This window comes from Sphingomonas sp. Ell38C01, from assembly GCF_055231975.1.
Genome location: NZ_JBUYVA010000001.1, coordinates 2,290,409 through 2,305,773, shown reverse-complemented (window position 1 = coordinate 2,305,773; position 15,365 = coordinate 2,290,409). Strand labels below are relative to the sequence as shown.

Below are 15,365 nucleotides of genomic sequence, written 5' to 3'. Positions count from 1 at the left end.
GCCGGTCGGACGGAACGCAGGCCGCTGCGGGTGTGGCGACGGGGCTCCTGCTGGCAGGCGTCCTCAGCCTCACCGCCTGCGGAGAGGGCGAAACCAACACCCAGGTCCTCGCCCGCGTCGAGGCGGACCAGGGGGCCCGCGCCGCCGACGAGGGGCGCGTCCAGTGCGCGCTCGCCGGCGCCACCGCCTTCGCGCGCGTCTGCGAGATCGAGCGCACCGAAACCGATCGCGGCCTGGTCCTCACGATTCGCCACCCCGATGGCGGGTTCCGCCGGCTGCTCGTGACGAAGGACGGCCGCGGTGTCGTCGCCGCGGACGGCGCCGAGCCCGCGATCGTCACGATCGTCGACCCGCGCGAGATCGAGGTCGCGCTGGCCGGGGACCATTACCGGCTCCCCGCCACCGTCGGCAGCACCAGGCGATGACCGTCCCCGCCGATGCCCCGATCCTCACCGTCGCGCAGATGCGCGCGGCAGAGGACGCCGCCTTTGCCACGGGCGTATCGCAGGAAGCGTTGATGGAACGCGCCGGCCTAGCGGTCGCACGAGAGGTCGCGCGCTTCGCGTTCGGTCGCCCCATTCTCGTCCTTGCCGGCCCCGGCAACAATGGCGGCGACGCCCATGTCGCGGCGCGCCACCTCGCCGAATGGGGGCATGACGTCGTCGTCGCCACACTCGGTAACGCAAGCGGCGAAACGGCGACATCGATGCAGGCGCGCTGGACCGGCGAAACCGTCACGCTCGGCGCGGCCCCCCGTCGCCCGGTGATCGTCGATGGCCTGTTCGGCACCGGCCACGTCCGCGCGTTCGACCACGACGTCCGTACCATTCTCGCCGAGCTGCGCCGGCAAGCCGCCTTCGTCCTCGCCATCGATATCGCCAGCGGCCTCGATGCGGACACCGGAGAGGGCGACGCTCCGCTGCCCCCCGACATCACGCTCGCGCTCGGCGCGCTCAAGCCCGCGCATGTCGGGCAGGGCGGCCATGTCCTTCTGCTCGACCTGGGCATCCCGATCGACACGCGCATCCGCACGATCGCGCGCCCCGCGCCATCGCGGCTGCCACGCGACGCCAACAAGTTCACCCGCGGCATGGTCGTCGTGGTCGGCGGCGCGATGCCCGGCGCCGCTGCGCTCGCGGCCTCGGCGGCGCTCCACGGCGGCGCGGGCTATGTCGTCCTCGTCGCGGCAGGGAGCGACGTCACGCTTCCGAACGCGGTGGTCCGTCGGCACCCGGACGACCTCGCCGCGGTCCTCGGCGACATTCGGATCGGCGCGCTCCTGATCGGCCCCGGCCTCGGCCGCGACGATCGCGCGAACGACCTGCTCCACACGGCGCTGGCGTCGCCGCACCCGCTCGTCCTCGACGGCGACGCACTCACCCTGCTCGGCGCCAACGCCGCCACCGCAATCCATGCCCGCAGCGCGCCCACCTGCCTCACCCCCCATGCCGGCGAGTTCGACCGCATGTTCGCCGCTGGCGGCACGAAGACCGACCGCACGCGCGCCGCCGCACACGCCGCGAATGCGACCGTCATCCACAAGGGCGCGGACACCGTCGTCGCGTACCCCGACGGCCGCGCGACCATCGACGCCAACGGCAGCACCTGGCTCTCCACCGCCGGCTCGGGCGACGTCCTGGCCGGCCTCGTCGCCGCGCGGCTGGCGCGCGACGCCGCGGGCGGCTATGCGCAGGCGGCGGTCTGGCTCCACACCCGCGTCGCCGCGCTGGCGACGCCGGGGTTCGCCGCCGATGACCTGATCGATCGATGTCCGATCGCGCTTGCCGAGTTCGAACGCCCATGACCACCATCCTGCGCGTCGCCGCCCGTGGCGACGGCGTCACCGCCGACGGGCGCCACGCCGCGTTCGCCGCCCCCGGCGACACGCTGGCGGACGACGGCAGCGTCATCCCCGGTCCGCACCACCAGACGCCGCCCTGCCGCCACTTCCCCACCTGCGGCGGCTGCCAGCTCCAGCATCTCGACGACGAATCATGGTCCGCGTTCCTGACCGACCGGATCGTCTCCGCACTCGACGCGCAAGGCCTCGCGACCACGCTGCGCCCGCCGATACTCTCACCCCCGCGCACCCGCCGCCGCGCGACGCTTCACGCGGAAGGGAAGGGCGGCGTCCGCCTCGGCTTCACCGAGACGCAGAGCCACGCGATCGTCGACCTCACCGAGTGCCACGTCCTCGCGCCCGAGCTGTTCGCGCTCGTCGCCCCATTACGCAAGCTTCTCGCGCGGCTGAAGCTCAAGCGCCGCGCGGATATCCACCTGATGCTTGCGGACCAGGGCGTCGACGTCACCATCGCCGGCTTCGCGCCCGATGGCCTCGCCGCCGCGGAAGCGCTCACCGCCTTTGCGCAAACCCACGCGCTCGCCCGCCTGTCGCTCGACGACGGCTATGGCGCGGAGACGCGCTGGGAACCGCAACCCGTCACCGTCACGCTCGGCGGCGTCGCGGTCGGCGTGCCCGCCGGCGCGTTCCTCCAGGCCACCCGCGAGGGCGAGGCGACCCTGATCGCCGCAGTCCGCGAGGCGATCGGCGCGGCGCGCACCACCGCGGATCTGTTCGCGGGCCTCGGCACCTTCGCGCTGTCGCTGCCGGGCAAGGTCTATGCTGCGGAGGGCGCGCGCGACGCGCTGTTCGCGCTGAAGTCCGCCGCCACGCTCGCCGCGCGCCCCGTCTTCGCCGAACACCGCGACCTCTTCCGCCGCCCGCTGATGCCCGCGGAAATCGACCGCTTCGACGCGATCGTCCTCGATCCCCCGCGCGCCGGCGCACGCGAACAGGTCGCGATGCTGGCCGAGGCTCATGCTCCCGTCATCGTCTATGTCTCGTGCAATCCCAGCAGCTTCGCGCGCGACGCCAAATTATTGTGCGAAGTCGGTTACACGCTCGACTGGGTCCAGCCCGTGGGCCAGTTCCGCTGGTCGACGCATGTCGAGCTCGCGAGCCGGTTCAGCCGCGCGGAATAACCGTTAGCGCGAACCTCAATAGTCCGCCCCGATGAAGAACAACCCGTCCGGCGGCGCATTCAGCCCCAGCCGCGCGCGATCCCGCGCCGCGAGCGCCTCTCCGATCTGCTCCGGTGTCCATCGCCCCTGGCCGACCAGCACGAGGCATCCCACCATCGACCGCACCTGATGATGCAGGAACGACCGCGCCGACGCGAGGACGTCGATCGTATCCCCGTCCGCGACCACATCGAGCCGGTCGAGCGTCCGCACCGGGCTCTCCGCCTGACAATGCGCGGAACGGAACGTGGTGAAGTCGTGCCGCCCGACCAGCATCGCCGCCCCCGCCTGCATCGCCCCCACGTCGAGCGGCGTCGGCACACGCCAAGCCAGCCCCCGCTCGAACGTCAGCGGCGCGCGCCGGGTCACGATCTCGTACCGATAGTGCCGCCCGAGGCACGAGAACCGCGCATGCCAGTCGTCCGCCACCGCCTCGCACGCCAGCACCGCAACCGGCGCCGGCCGCACGCGCGCGTTGAGCGCCTCCATCAGCCGGAACGCGGCGATCGGCTTGGCGATGTCGACATGTGCACGCATCGCGGTCGCATGCACGCCGGCATCGGTGCGCCCTGCGGCGTGCACCGCAGTCCGCTCCCCCGTTACCGCGAACACCGCGTTCTCCAGCGCCTGCTGGACGCTCGGCCCATGATCCTGCCGCTGCCAGCCCATGAACGGCCGGCCGTCATATTCCACCGTCAGCGCGAACCGCGTCAAAGTCGAGTCCCCGCCGGGATCGGAAACCCACGAAGCATCTCTTCGGCCGACGTCACTCCACGCCCCGCCCGCTGCACGAGCGTCGGCCGGATCGCCCCCGATCCGCACGCGATCGTCAGGCGATCGTCCACGACTTCTCCCGCCGTTCGCACCGAGCTTGCCGACATGCCGTCCTTCTCCACCGCGCACGCCAATACCCGGACCCGCTCCCCCGAAACCTCGAACCAGGCGCCCGGCGGGTTGAACGCATGCACCTGCCGCTCCACCGCCGCAGCATCCGCGGAAAAGTCGAGTCGCGCCTCCGCCTTGTCGATCTTGGCCGCATAGGTCACGCCGTCCTCCGGCTGCGCCACCGCCGGATGCCCCGCCAGATCCGCCAGCACCGAAACCATCAGCCGCGCGCCCATCGCCGCCAGCTCCTCGGTCAGCAGCCCCGCGGTCTTCCCCGCGACCGGCGTTTGTCCCTCCAGCCGCACCGGCCCGGTATCGAGCCCGGCCTCCATCTGCATGATTCCGACGCCCGTCTCCGCGTCGCCGGCCAGGATCGCGCGCTGCACCGGCGCCGCCCCGCGCCACCGCGGCAACAGCGAACCATGGACGTTGAGGCATCCAAGTCGCGGCGCATCGAGCACCGCCTGCGGCAGGATCAGCCCGTAGGCCGCGACCACGCCGACGTCCGCCTCCAGCGCCGCGAACGCCGCCTGCGCGTCGGCATCGCGCAACGTCCGCGGCGACCGCACCGCGATCCCCAGCGCTTCCGCGCGCTGCTGCACCGGCGAGGCGACCAGCTCGCGTCCGCGCCGCCCGCCCGGCCGCGGCGGTTGCGTATAGGCCGCGACGACGTCATGACCCGCCGAAACCAGCGCGTCGAGCGTCGGCACCGCGAAGGCGGGGGTTCCCATGAAGACGATCCGCATGAGGCAGCTCTCAACGCGCTGGCGGCGGACGGCGCAACCCCCTATCTGTTCCCGCAGCATGGCATCCCCCGAAATCGAGACGCTGACACAGGCGCTGGCACGGCTTCCCGGCTTCGGCCCCCGCTCGGCCAGGCGGGCGGTGCTTCATCTCGTGAAGAAACGCGACGCCGCGATGAAGCCGCTGCTCGCCGCGCTCGCCGCGGTCGAGGAGCGGCTGGCGACCTGTTCGGTGTGCGGCAATGTCGACACCACCGATCCGTGCACGATCTGCGCCGATCCGCGCCGCGACCCGCGCGCGCTGTGCGTGGTCGAGGAGGTGGCGGACCTGTGGGCGCTCGATCGCTCGCGGCTGTTCCCCGGACGCTTCCACGTGCTCGGCGGCCGGCTGTCCGCGCTCGAAGGCGTCCGGCCCGAGGATCTGGCGATCGACTCGCTCGTCCGCCGGATCGAGGCGGGGGGTATCGACGAGGTCGTCCTCGCGATGAATGCGACGCTCGAGGGGCAGACCACCGCGCACTATGTCGCCGAGCGGATCGAGCGCTTCCCCGTCCGCGTCACCCAACTCGCACACGGCCTGCCCGTCGGCGGCGAGCTCGACTATCTCGACGAGGGCACGCTCGCGCAGGCACTGCGCGCGCGCCGGCCTGTGGGTTGACGCGCCTCGGGTTGACGGGATGCCCGCCGAAACCTAGCTGACGGCGATGGCCGTCCTCCCGATCGTAGAAGTCCCCGACGCGCGCCTGCGCGAAATCTCCACGCCCGTCGACGCGGTCGACGACGGCGTACGGCAGCTCGTCGCCGACATGACAGACACGATGTACGACGCGCGCGGCATCGGCCTTGCCGCGATCCAGGTCGGCATCGCGAAGCGCGTCGTCGTGATCGACCTGCAGGAGCAGGAGGGCGAGGACGGCAAGCCGATCCGCACCCCCCACGCCTATATCAATCCCGAGATCCTCTCGGTCAGCGACGAACTGTCCTCGTACAACGAAGGCTGTCTCTCGATCCCCGAGCAATATGCCGAGGTCGAGCGCCCCGCCAGCTGCCGCGTCCGCTGGCTCGACGAAACCGGCGCGACGCATGAGGAGGAGCTCGACGGCCTGCTCGCCACGTGCATGCAGCACGAGATCGACCATTGCGACGGCGTCCTCTTCATCGACCACGTCTCGCGCCTGAAACGCGACATGCTGCTCAAGAAGCTCGCCAAGATGCGCAAGCTGGGCTGAACCGCCACTGTCACCCCGGACTTGATCCGGGGTCCCCCTTCTTATGTCTTCGTCCGACGCGCGCCAATTTAGGGACTGGCCCCGCGCCGATGTTCGTTATACGTTCCACATCATGTCCTCCGAACTCCTCCTCGTCGGCTTCCTCGCCCTCGCGCTCGGCGCGCTGATAGGCTGGCTGGTCGCGGCACGCCGCGGCGCCGGTCTCGCCAGTGATCTCGCGGTCGCGCGCGCGCGCGCCACCGATGCGGAGATCGTCCGCGCTGCCCGCGACGCGGTCGAGCGCGAACGCAACGAGGCGATGCAGGAAGTCGCGAGTCTCCGCGCCGGTGCCGACGAACGCCAGCGCGCGCACGAGGCGACGCTGCGCCAGCTCAATGACGCCCGCGAGGCGATGACGCAGCAGTTCGGCGCCGCCGCCGCCAAGGCCCTGGAAACCGCACAGGCGCAATTCCTCGAACGCGCCGACGCGCGCTTCCGCCAGTCAGAGGAGGTCGCGGGCCAGAACCTCAAGGCGATGCTCCAGCCCGTCAGCGAACGCCTCCACCGCTACGAGGAAGGCGTCGCCAAGGTCGAGGCGGAGCGCCGCGATGCGTTCGGCGAGCTCAAGGGCCAGATCGAGATGATGCGGATCGGGCAGGAGCGCGTCTCTGGCGAGGCCGCCAAGCTCGTCAACGCGCTGCGCAACGCGCCCAAGGCGCGCGGGCGCTGGGGCGAACAACAGCTCCGCAACGTCCTCGAATCGTGCGGCCTCAGCGAGCACGCCGATTTCCAGACCGAGGTGTCGGTCGCGGACGGGGAGGGCGGTCGCTTCCGCCCCGACGTGATCGTGCGCGTCCCCGGCGGCAAGGCGCTCGTCATCGACGCCAAGGTGTCGCTCAACGCCTATCAGGATGCGTTCGGCGCGGTCGACGAGGGGGAGCGCCAGATCGGGCTCGCCGCGCACGCAGCCGCGATGCGCGCGCACGTCAACGGCCTCGGCAACAAGGCCTATTGGAGCCAGTTCGAGGACGCGCCGGATTACGTCATCATGTTCGTCCCCGGCGAGCATTTCCTCTCCGCCGCGCTCGAGAACGACCCCACGCTTTGGGACTTCGCGTTCGACAAGCGTGTCCTGCTCGCGACGCCGACGAACCTGATCGCGATCGCGCGGACGGTCGCAGCGGTCTGGCGGCAGGAGATGCTCGCCAAGGAAGCGCGCGCGATCGGCCTGCTCGGCAAGGAGCTCTATTCCCGGCTCGCGGTGATGGGCGGGCATGTCGCCAGGCTCGGCCGCAACCTCGATACCGCGATGACCGCGTACAACCAGTTCGTTGGTAGCCTCGAATCGCAGGTTCTGACCAGCGCGCGCCGTTTCGAGACGCTCAACATCGACACCGCGGGCAAGGCGATCGAATCGCCCCCGGTCGGCGAGCAAAGTGCGCGAACGCTCACCAAGCTGGTCGAGGCCAGCGCCGACGCAGCGGAATGACCCCCCGGCGGAATGACTCGTCATCCCAGCGAAAGCTGGGATCGCTCGCCTCGAGGCCGCACTCTCAAACCCAGCGATCCCAGCTTTCGCTGGCATGACGCACGACCACCCCGTCACCGCACCCGCTTCAACACCACCGTCCCACCGCCGCCCGCCAGCACCAGCGTATCGCGGCCGGGCGCGGTCACCGTCAGCGGCTGATCGAGCAGCGCCAATACCCGCGTCTCGATGCGCATCGCCTCGCCCGGGCACGCCATCCGCGTCGCGAAAACCCCGCGAGTCGTCAGCCGCTTACCGGTCAGCGCATACTCCCCGCCGAACCGGTTGCACCCCACATTGCCCCCGATCCGTGCACCAGTGAACGCAATCTCGGTCGGCCGATCGAGCGTCACGGACCGTCCGTCGAGCGCCGCGATCGTCCACCGCGTATCGGTCAGCCGGACCGCCGCGGCTGCGCCGCCGACCGGCACGCCGCCGCACCCGCGCAACGTCCGTCGCCCGGTCTGGACCGTGACCGTCTCGGGAAAGCGCCGGTCGCTCATCCCGTCGCTGCACGGCGTCCGCGTGATATCGACCGAGAGACCGACCGTCTCATAGCGACGCCCGTTGAACGTCGGCCGCGGCACCGGCGCGGCAATGACCACTGGATCGCGCCCGACCTCGTCGAGGCGGATCGTCGAATCGTCGATCCGCAGCGACCAGAACGGCTCGGTCCCGAGTGCGCGATAGGGGGCGGACTGCCCCACCGCAGGGGTGGCGGCGGCAAGGGCGGGCAGGGCGAGGAGCAGCATCTTCATGGCCGCGACGCCTAGCGCGTCCACCCTGAACCGCGGATGTCAGCGCTGGCTGGCCAGCACTTCATACGCCATCACCGCGGTCGCGACTGCGGCATTCAGGCTGTCCGCCTTGCCCAGCATCGGCATCTTCACCAGCCTGTCGCACGCCGCCTCGTATTCCGGCGGCAAGCCCTGCGCCTCGTTGCCCGTCAGCAGGAAGGTCGGCGCGGGGTAGGGCAGGTCGCGATAGCCGACCTCGGTATCGAGGCTGAGCCCGACGAGCATCCCCGGCCCGCTACGTAGCCACGACAGGAACGGCGCCCAGTCGCTCTTCACCACCGGCACCGTGAACAGCGCGCCCATGCTCGCGCGCACCGCCTCGACCGAGAAGGGGTCGACGCACTCGTCGATCAGGATCAGCCCGCCCGCGCCCACCGCGTCGCCGGTCCGAAGGATCGTTCCCAGATTGCCCGGATCGCGCAGCCGCTCCGCCACCAGCCAGATCCCCGACCGCGACCGGTCGAGATCCTCCAGCGACACCCCGAACTCGTCGAACACCCCGACGACCGCCTGCGGATTGTCCTTGCCCGACAGCTTCGACAGGATGTCGGGTGTCGTCTGGATCGAATCGCCGCCCGCAGTCTCCACCGCGAATGACAGCGCATGGACCAGCGGATGCCCCGCGCTCGCCGCCGCATAGAACAGGATCCGCGGCAGCCGGCCGCTGTCCTTGGCCTCGGTCAGGATCCGCAACCCCTCCGCGAGGAACTGGCGTGCCGCGCGCCGGTGCCGCTTGTCGCGCAGGTCGCGGACATGCTTGACGAGCGGATTGGAGAAGGCGGTGATTTCGCGGGGCATTGCGCATCGCGCCTTTGCGCTAGCCGACGGCTAGCGCAAGGCAAAAACGATGCGCACGGCCGGCGCGGCCACAGCCGCGACCGACGCCGCCGCTTAGCCACGGCGCTTGCACCCTCAATCCTCGCCGAACTTCGCCTCGACCAGCCCGCACAGCGCCGCGACCGCCGCGTCCGCACCGTCGCCGGTTGCGCTGATCGAGATCGTGTCGCCCATCGCGGCGCCCAGCATCATCAGCCCCATGATCGACGTCCCCGTCACCGCGCCGTCCTGTGCGCCGACCTTGGCGACCTGCACCTCGGTCGGCTGCGTCGCGGCCAGCGTCACGAACTTGGCACTCGCGCGTGCGTGCAGCCCGCGCCGGTTGGCGACCAGCACCTCGCGGGTCACCGCGCTCACGCCGCCGCCTCGCCCAACACCTCGGACGCCACCGAGATATATTTCCGCCCCGCCTCGCGTGCGGCGGCCACCGCGGCGACGACGGTCATCGCCTTGCGCGCCGATTCCAGCCGGATCAGCATCGGCAGGTTGATGCCCGCGATCACCTCGACGCGCCCGCGCTCCATCAGCGAGATGGCGAGGTTGGAGGGCGTGCCCCCGAACAGGTCGGTCAGTACGATCACGCCACGCCCCGTGTCGGCGGCCGTGATCGCGGCGGCGATATCCGCGCGGCGCGCTTCCATGTCGTCGTCGGGGCCGATCGCGACGGTGCCGACATGCTGCTGCGGGCCGACGACATGTTCCCATGCCCGCACGAATTCGTCGGCCAGCCGACCGTGGGTCACCAGTACCAGGCCGATCATCGTTGGGTGCGTTCCGTGTCCAAGTCGTGAAGGGGCAGTTTCAGCGGCGGCCGCAGCGGCGATCGTTCCAGCGAGTCCTGCGGTGCCGCCGCCAGATCCCGATGCGTGACCGTGGGCGAAAAAGCCGCGTCGCGCAACCGCCGCGCCACCCGATCGGCGACATGGACCGAGCGATGTCTCCCCCCGGTACAGCCGAACGCGACCGTTACATACGCTTTCCCCTCGGCGGCATAGCGCGGGAGCAACAGCAGCAGCAGCGATTCGATCTGCGCCACCGCCGCCTCGTACGCCGGATCGGCCGCGACATAGGCGGCGACGTCGGCGTCCAGCCCGGTGCCCGGGCGCAGCGCTGCGTCCCAGTGCGGGTTGCGCAGGAACCGCATGTCGAACATCAAGTCCGCGTCGCGCGGCACGCCGCGTGAATAGCCGAACGACATCACCGACAGCGTCGTGCCCGTCGGCGCATCGCCCGCAAACAGCGCGCGGATCTGCTGCGCGAGGTCGTTCGCGCCCAGGCTCGTCGTATCGATCACGCGGTTCGCCCAGGCGTGGAGCGGGGCAAGCAGCTCGCGTTCGCGCGCGATCCCGTCCGCCGCGGGCCGGTCGAGCGCCAGCGGGTGCCGCCGCCGCGTCTCGGCATAACGCCGCTCGAGCTCGACCCCCGCACAATTGAGGAACAGCGTGCCGACGTCGTAGCCGTGGCGCTCGCGCAGCGCCTTGATCCGCTCGACGACATGCCCCGGATCGAACCCCCGCGTCCGCGCCCCGATCCCCAGCGCCAGCGGGCGCGCGACGTCGCCCACCCCTTCCGCAGGCGGCGCGGACAGCAGCCGGTCGAGCAGCGGCAGCGGCAGGTTGTCGACCACCTCCCAGCCCAGATCCTCCAGCGTCTTGAGCACCGTCGACTTGCCCGCGCCCGACATGCCGGTGACGAGCAGGATCTCGGTCGGGGCGCTCATGCCGCGAGCGCCTTCAGGGACAGTTCGACCGTGATCGGCGCCGACGCCGCGCGCGCATCGATCGCGATTTCGGGCACCGCGACCCCGGCCAGCACGCGCATCGCGGCGTCGGGCATCCGCTCGATCTCCCGAGACAACCGTACCGCCAGCGCGACCGGCACGCCCTCGACATGCGGCATCGCGACGATGCCCAGCCCACGCACCTCGATCCGCCCTGCGATCCGCTCCGGCGCGAACGCGCGAAGTCCGTCGTCGTCACGCAGCATCGTATAGTCGTCCGCGACCAGGATCGCCCCGCGATCGATCAACCGCAGTGCCAGGTCGGACTTGCCCGCCCCCGACGCACCCGCAATCACCACGCCGCGCCCGCCGATCGCGACGGTCGTGGCATGAACGGTCTCGGAGGTCGGCGCGGTCACGAAATCCTTTCCTGATGGCCATCGATCAACGGCAGGCGGACGACGAACCGGGCGCCGCTCAGTCGGTCCTCGCGCGATTCGACGCCGATCGTGCCCTGATGCGCCTCGACGATCGTCCGTGCAATGGCGAGGCCCAGCCCGGAATGCTGCCCGAACGCCTCCTCGGTCGGCCGGATCGACTGGAAGCGGCGGAACACCGCCTCGCGCTCGCTCTCCGGCACACCGGGCCCTTCGTCTTCCACGCGCACCACCAGCTCGCGTCCCTCACGCCGCAGCGATACCGCGATCGTGCCGCCATCGGGGGAAAAGGAAATCGCGTTGTCGATCAGGTTCTCGAACACCCGTTCCAGCCGCGCACCCTCCGCGGAGACGACGGGTGCGTCGGCGGGGCGCTGGTCGAACCGGATCCGGATTCCCCGCGCGACGCCGCGCACCGCGCGCTGCGCGAGCAGCCCGTCGAGCAGTTGCGCGACGTCGACCGGCTCGAAGCTCGCGCGGCTCAGCTGGGCGTCGAGTCGCGACGCCTCCGAAATGTCGCTGATGAGCCGGTCGAGCCGGTGGACGTCGTCCCGTACGATCGCCAGCAGCGCTGCCTGCTGCGCGGGATCGCGGACCATCCCCAGCCCCTCGGTCGCGGAACGCAGCGAGGCGAGGGGGTTCTTCAGTTCGTGCGCCAGGTCGGCGGCGAAGCTCTCGGTCGCGTCGATCCGCGCACGCAGCGCCAGGCTCATGTCCGACAGCGCACGCGCCAGCATCCCCAGCTCGTCGCGCCGGTCGGGCAGCCGCGGCACCACCACTTCGCGTGCGCGGCCCAGCCGCACCCGCACCGCGGCGCGGACCAGCCGGCGCAGCGGCCGCACGATCGTCCGCGCCAGGAACAGCGACAGCAGCACCGAGACGAGCGTGACGACGCCAAGCACCACGCCCAGCCGGAACCGCTCGACCCGCACCGTCTGCGTGATGTCGCGCGCATTGGCGGTCGTCATGACGGCGCCGCCCGCGGACAGCGCCGCGGCGGCGGTGATGATCGGCGTTCGATCGGGCGCGCGCCATACCGTCGTCGCCGTCCCGCCGTCGCGCCGGACGGTGGCGAGGTCCGGCCACGTCTCGTCGCTGCGCCGCTCGCGGTACAGCGGCGGGCGTGGCGCACCGACGACGGTGTCGATGACCGCGTCGAGGAACCGCGCGATGTCCTGTCCCAGGTCTTCGCGATCGGGGTCGGCGAGCACCACGTTGCGCAACCCCAGCGACCGGCTGTCGACCACCACCGCGCCGTCCGGGCCATAGATCCGGATTCGCGACGCGGTGTCGCGCGCCAGCCGCAGGATCAGCGCGTCGCGTTCGTCGGTCGCCACGCTCCCCAGCGCCTCCGCCACCAGCCGCACCTCGCGCCCCGCCTGCGCAGTGCGTGAATCGAGGATTCGGCTTCGATACGAATCGAGGTAGAAGAACCCGCCCGCCAGCAGCAGCAGAGCGAAGATGTTCACCGCCAGGATCCGCCACGTCAGCGAAACCCGGCCCGACCAGCGCAGCGTCAGGTCGCCGGCGTCATTCCTCGGAGAATCGATAACCGGCGCCATACAGCGTTTCGATCGAGTCGAACTCGGAGTCGACCTCGCGGAATTTGCGGCGGACGCGCTTGATGTGCGAATCGATCGTGCGATCGTCGACATAGATGTCGTCCTGGTACGCGGCGTCCATCAGCTGGTTGCGCGTCTTCACGATGCCGGGGCGCTGCGCCAGCGTCTCCAGGATCATGAATTCGGTGACGGTCAGCGTCACCGGCGCGTCGCCCCATGTCACGCGGTGCCGCGCCGGATCCATCGTCAGGCGGCCGCGGGTGAGGGGCCCCTGCACCGGCTCCGCGCCCTCCTCCGCCGCCGCGACCGGCTCGGCGCGGCGCAGGATCGCGCGCACGCGTGCGATCAGCAGCCGCGGCGAGAACGGCTTGGCGATATAGTCGTCCGCCCCCATCGCCAGCCCCAGCGCCTCGTCCAGCTCGTCGTCCTTGCTGGTCAGGAAGATCACCGGGATCTGGCTCTTCTCGCGCAGGCGGCGCAGCAGCTCCAGCCCGTCCATCCGCGGCATCTTGATGTCGAAGATCGCGAGATCGGGCGGATTGTCGACCAGCGCCTTCAGCGCCGTCTCGCCGTCCGAATAGACGCGCGTCAGGAACCCCTCGTTCTGGAGGTGGATCGACACCGAGGTCAGGATGTTGCGGTCGTCGTCGACCAGCGCGATGGTGGCCGTCATCGGATCGGCCCGGGGATCGGGTCTGGCGTCGTCATGTCCGCCCCCGGTTAGTCCAAAGCGCGGGGCCGCTCAATGCTCGCTTTCGAACGCAGGTCCCGCATTTGACCGTGCACGGCCCGCCGGATATGCGCAGTCCACAAGGATCGCATACGTATGCGGCAATAAAAATAACGAAAGGATTGGGGACTTGAACGAGCGAATTCCGGATGCCGGCCTGGACCGGCAGGGTATCGAAACCCGCGCGACGCTGCACTGGAACCTGGTGACCGCGCGCCTCATCGAAACCGCGGTGGCGCGCGGCGAGGGCAAGCTGAGCGCCGACGGGCCGCTGGTGGTCGAAACCGGGCAGCACACCGGCCGCAGCGCGCAGGACAAGTATATCGTCCGCGATGCCGAAACCGACGCCACCGTCTGGTGGGGCAAGTCCAACAAGGCGATGGAGCCCGCGCATTTCGACGCGCTGAAGGAGGATTTCTTCGCTGCGCTGCGCGACAAGGAGGACCTGTACGTCCAGGATCTGTTCGGTGGATCGCAGCCCGATCACCGCGTCCGCGTGCGCGTCGTCACCGAGCTCGCGTGGCACAACCTGTTCATCCGCACGATGCTCGTCCGTCCCGAGGAGCATGAGCTCAAGGGCTTCGACGCCGAATACACGATCGTCGACCTGCCGACGTTCCGCGCCGATCCGCTGCGCCACGGCACCCGCAGCGAGACGGTGATCGCGGTGAACTTCACGCAGAAGCTGATCCTGATCGGCGGCACGAAATATGCCGGCGAGATGAAGAAGTCGGTCTTCGGCCTGCTCAACTATCTGCTGCCCGTGAACCGCGTGATGCCGATGCACTGCTCCGCCAACATGGGCGCCGACGGATCGACGGCGGTGTTCTTCGGGCTGTCGGGCACCGGCAAGACGACGCTGAGCGCCGATGCCACGCGCACGCTGATCGGCGATGACGAGCATGGCTGGTCCGACACCGCGGTCTTCAATTTCGAAGGCGGCTGCTACGCCAAGATGATCCGCCTATCGGCCGACGCCGAACCCGAAATCTTCGCGACCACCAAGCGCTTCGGCACCGTGCTCGAGAACGTCGTGATGGACCCGGTGACGCGCCAGCTCGACCTCGACGACAACAGCCTCGCGGAGAACAGCCGCGGCGCCTATCCGATCGACTTCATTCCCAACGCCTCCGACGAGAATATGGGCGGCGTGCCGAAGAACATCGTGATGCTCACTGCCGACGCCTACGGCGTGTTGCCCCCGATCGCGAAGCTCACCCCCGATCAGGCGATGTACCATTTCCTGTCGGGCTACACCGCGCGGGTCGCGGGCACCGAGATCGGCGTGACCGAGCCCGACGCCACCTTCTCGACCTGTTTCGGCGCGCCCTTCATGCCGCGTCACCCGTCGATCTACGGCAATCTGCTCAAGGAGCGGATCGCGAAGGGCGGGGTCGATTGCTGGCTGGTCAACACCGGCTGGACCGGCGGCAAGTACGGCACCGGCAACCGCATGCCGATCAAGGCCACCCGCGCGCTCCTCAACGCCGCGCTCGACGGCAGCCTCAAGGACGTCGAGTTCCGCACCGATCCCAATTTCGGCTTCCAGGTGCCCGTCGCGGTCCCCGGCGTCGACACCGCGATCCTCGATCCGCGCAGCACCTGGGCGGACACTGCCGCCTATGACGCCACGGCGGCAAAGCTCGTCGACCTGTTCGTCGACAATTTCGCGCAGTTCGCCGATCACGTCGACGAAGGCGTCCGCCGGTCCGCGCCCAAGGTTTCGGTGCGCACTCCCGAGCCGGCCTGATCCCGCCACCGTCATCCCGGACTTGATCCGGGATCCCGCTTCCATCCAGTCGTGCCGAAAGAAGCGGGACCCCGGGTCAAGCCCGGGGTGACGAAGTGGCAAAGCGGTGCCCCGAATTTTTCCGCTCGCACTGGGCTTGTCGAAGTA

The 15,365-nt window shown here is 70.2% G+C and carries 17 protein-coding genes; 7 read left to right on the top strand and 10 right to left on the bottom strand.

Features of this window, described 5'->3' with window-relative positions:
* Positions 1–32: 32 nt before the first annotated feature.
* The 3 genes from ACV7NO_RS10905 to ACV7NO_RS10895 are packed head-to-tail and all read left to right on the top strand — an operon-like array spanning position 33 to position 2,982.
* Positions 33–425, top strand: a complete 393-nt coding sequence (locus ACV7NO_RS10905; RefSeq protein ID WP_463406021.1) for a hypothetical protein — start codon at positions 33–35, stop codon at positions 423–425.
* Positions 422–1,804 carry an NAD(P)H-hydrate dehydratase gene (locus ACV7NO_RS10900; RefSeq protein ID WP_463406020.1) on the top strand — a complete coding sequence of 461 codons (1,383 nt, stop codon included), beginning with the start codon at positions 422–424 and terminating at the stop codon, positions 1,802–1,804. Before ACV7NO_RS10905 ends, ACV7NO_RS10900 begins: the two co-directional genes overlap by 4 nt.
* Positions 1,801–2,982 (top strand): class I SAM-dependent RNA methyltransferase, encoded by a 1,182-nt coding sequence (locus ACV7NO_RS10895; protein ID WP_463406019.1) that lies wholly within the window; start codon positions 1,801–1,803, stop codon positions 2,980–2,982. The genes ACV7NO_RS10900 and ACV7NO_RS10895 overlap by 4 nt, the downstream gene beginning before the upstream one ends.
* A gap of 15 nt (positions 2,983–2,997) precedes the next feature.
* Here the strand turns inward: ACV7NO_RS10895 and truA are convergent, their stop codons facing one another.
* The gene (truA, locus tag ACV7NO_RS10890; RefSeq protein WP_463406018.1) at positions 2,998–3,735 is read right to left on the bottom strand and encodes a tRNA pseudouridine(38-40) synthase TruA; all 738 of its coding nucleotides are present in this window, start codon (positions 3,733–3,735) and stop codon (positions 2,998–3,000) included.
* Positions 3,732–4,652, bottom strand: a complete 921-nt coding sequence (fmt, locus tag ACV7NO_RS10885) for a methionyl-tRNA formyltransferase (RefSeq protein WP_463406017.1) — start codon at positions 4,650–4,652, stop codon at positions 3,732–3,734. The genes truA and fmt overlap by 4 nt, the downstream gene beginning before the upstream one ends.
* A 58-nt stretch (positions 4,653–4,710) precedes the next feature.
* Here fmt and recR point away from each other — a divergent pair, with 58 nt between their 5' ends.
* The 3 genes from recR (at position 4,711) to ACV7NO_RS10870 (ending at position 7,346) form a co-directional block, all read left to right on the top strand.
* Complete coding sequence (gene recR / locus ACV7NO_RS10880; RefSeq protein WP_463406016.1) at positions 4,711–5,307, top strand: recombination mediator RecR; 597 nt, start codon at positions 4,711–4,713, stop codon at positions 5,305–5,307.
* A 46-nt stretch (positions 5,308–5,353) separates the two neighbouring features.
* Positions 5,354–5,878 (top strand): peptide deformylase, encoded by a 525-nt coding sequence (def, locus tag ACV7NO_RS10875; protein WP_463406015.1) that lies wholly within the window; start codon positions 5,354–5,356, stop codon positions 5,876–5,878.
* A 112-nt stretch (positions 5,879–5,990) separates the two neighbouring features.
* The gene (locus ACV7NO_RS10870; RefSeq protein ID WP_463406014.1) at positions 5,991–7,346 is read left to right on the top strand and encodes a DNA recombination protein RmuC; all 1,356 of its coding nucleotides are present in this window, start codon (positions 5,991–5,993) and stop codon (positions 7,344–7,346) included.
* 113 nt (positions 7,347–7,459) lie between these two features.
* Here the strand turns inward: ACV7NO_RS10870 and ACV7NO_RS10865 are convergent, their stop codons facing one another.
* From ACV7NO_RS10865 to ACV7NO_RS10830, 8 genes are all read right to left on the bottom strand, one after another.
* Positions 7,460–8,143 (bottom strand): META domain-containing protein, encoded by a 684-nt coding sequence (locus ACV7NO_RS10865; protein ID WP_463406013.1) that lies wholly within the window; start codon positions 8,141–8,143, stop codon positions 7,460–7,462.
* Between the two features lie 39 nt (positions 8,144–8,182).
* Complete coding sequence (locus ACV7NO_RS10860; RefSeq protein ID WP_463406012.1) at positions 8,183–8,980, bottom strand: TrmH family RNA methyltransferase; 798 nt, start codon at positions 8,978–8,980, stop codon at positions 8,183–8,185.
* 114 nt (positions 8,981–9,094) lie between these two features.
* Positions 9,095–9,376, bottom strand: a complete 282-nt coding sequence (locus tag ACV7NO_RS10855) for an HPr family phosphocarrier protein (RefSeq protein ID WP_463406011.1) — start codon at positions 9,374–9,376, stop codon at positions 9,095–9,097.
* Positions 9,373–9,780: a PTS sugar transporter subunit IIA gene (locus ACV7NO_RS10850; protein WP_463406010.1), complete on the bottom strand. Its 408-nt coding sequence runs from the start codon at positions 9,778–9,780 to the stop codon at positions 9,373–9,375. The genes ACV7NO_RS10855 and ACV7NO_RS10850 overlap by 4 nt, the downstream gene beginning before the upstream one ends.
* Entirely contained in the window at positions 9,777–10,739 is a 963-nt protein-coding gene (gene rapZ / locus ACV7NO_RS10845) for an RNase adapter RapZ (RefSeq protein ID WP_463406009.1), read from the bottom strand. Before rapZ ends, ACV7NO_RS10850 begins: the two co-directional genes overlap by 4 nt.
* A complete protein-coding gene (locus tag ACV7NO_RS10840) occupies positions 10,736–11,158 on the bottom strand; it encodes an HPr kinase/phosphorylase (RefSeq protein ID WP_463406008.1) in 423 nt (140 codons plus the stop codon). The genes rapZ and ACV7NO_RS10840 overlap by 4 nt, the downstream gene beginning before the upstream one ends.
* On the bottom strand, positions 11,155–12,738 hold the full coding sequence (locus tag ACV7NO_RS10835; RefSeq protein WP_463406007.1) for a sensor histidine kinase: 1,584 nt from the start codon (positions 12,736–12,738) through the stop codon (positions 11,155–11,157). Before ACV7NO_RS10835 ends, ACV7NO_RS10840 begins: the two co-directional genes overlap by 4 nt.
* Positions 12,707–13,411 carry a response regulator gene (locus ACV7NO_RS10830; RefSeq protein ID WP_463406006.1) on the bottom strand — a complete coding sequence of 235 codons (705 nt, stop codon included), beginning with the start codon at positions 13,409–13,411 and terminating at the stop codon, positions 12,707–12,709. The genes ACV7NO_RS10835 and ACV7NO_RS10830 overlap by 32 nt, the downstream gene beginning before the upstream one ends.
* A gap of 187 nt (positions 13,412–13,598) precedes the next feature.
* Between ACV7NO_RS10830 and ACV7NO_RS10825 the strand changes: the two genes are divergently transcribed.
* The gene (locus ACV7NO_RS10825; protein ID WP_463406005.1) at positions 13,599–15,218 is read left to right on the top strand and encodes a phosphoenolpyruvate carboxykinase; all 1,620 of its coding nucleotides are present in this window, start codon (positions 13,599–13,601) and stop codon (positions 15,216–15,218) included.
* The last annotated feature ends 147 nt before the right edge of the window (positions 15,219–15,365 follow it).

Coding starts and splice junctions, on each gene's coding strand:
- ACV7NO_RS10900 (WP_463406020.1), top strand. CDS start 422: ATGACCGTCCCCGCCGATGCCCCGATCCTCACCGTCGCGCAGATGCGC.
- ACV7NO_RS10895 (WP_463406019.1), top strand. CDS start 1,801: ATGACCACCATCCTGCGCGTCGCCGCCCGTGGCGACGGCGTCACCGCC.
- fmt (WP_463406017.1), bottom strand. CDS start 4,652: ATGCGGATCGTCTTCATGGGAACCCCCGCCTTCGCGGTGCCGACGCTC.
- recR (WP_463406016.1), top strand. CDS start 4,711: ATGGCATCCCCCGAAATCGAGACGCTGACACAGGCGCTGGCACGGCTT.
- def (WP_463406015.1), top strand. CDS start 5,354: ATGGCCGTCCTCCCGATCGTAGAAGTCCCCGACGCGCGCCTGCGCGAA.
- ACV7NO_RS10870 (WP_463406014.1), top strand. CDS start 5,991: ATGTCCTCCGAACTCCTCCTCGTCGGCTTCCTCGCCCTCGCGCTCGGC.
- ACV7NO_RS10865 (WP_463406013.1), bottom strand. CDS start 8,143: ATGAAGATGCTGCTCCTCGCCCTGCCCGCCCTTGCCGCCGCCACCCCT.
- ACV7NO_RS10860 (WP_463406012.1), bottom strand. CDS start 8,980: ATGCCCCGCGAAATCACCGCCTTCTCCAATCCGCTCGTCAAGCATGTC.
- ACV7NO_RS10850 (WP_463406010.1), bottom strand. CDS start 9,780: ATGATCGGCCTGGTACTGGTGACCCACGGTCGGCTGGCCGACGAATTC.
- rapZ (WP_463406009.1), bottom strand. CDS start 10,739: ATGAGCGCCCCGACCGAGATCCTGCTCGTCACCGGCATGTCGGGCGCG.
- ACV7NO_RS10835 (WP_463406007.1), bottom strand. CDS start 12,738: ATGGCGCCGGTTATCGATTCTCCGAGGAATGACGCCGGCGACCTGACG.
- ACV7NO_RS10830 (WP_463406006.1), bottom strand. CDS start 13,411: ATGACGGCCACCATCGCGCTGGTCGACGACGACCGCAACATCCTGACC.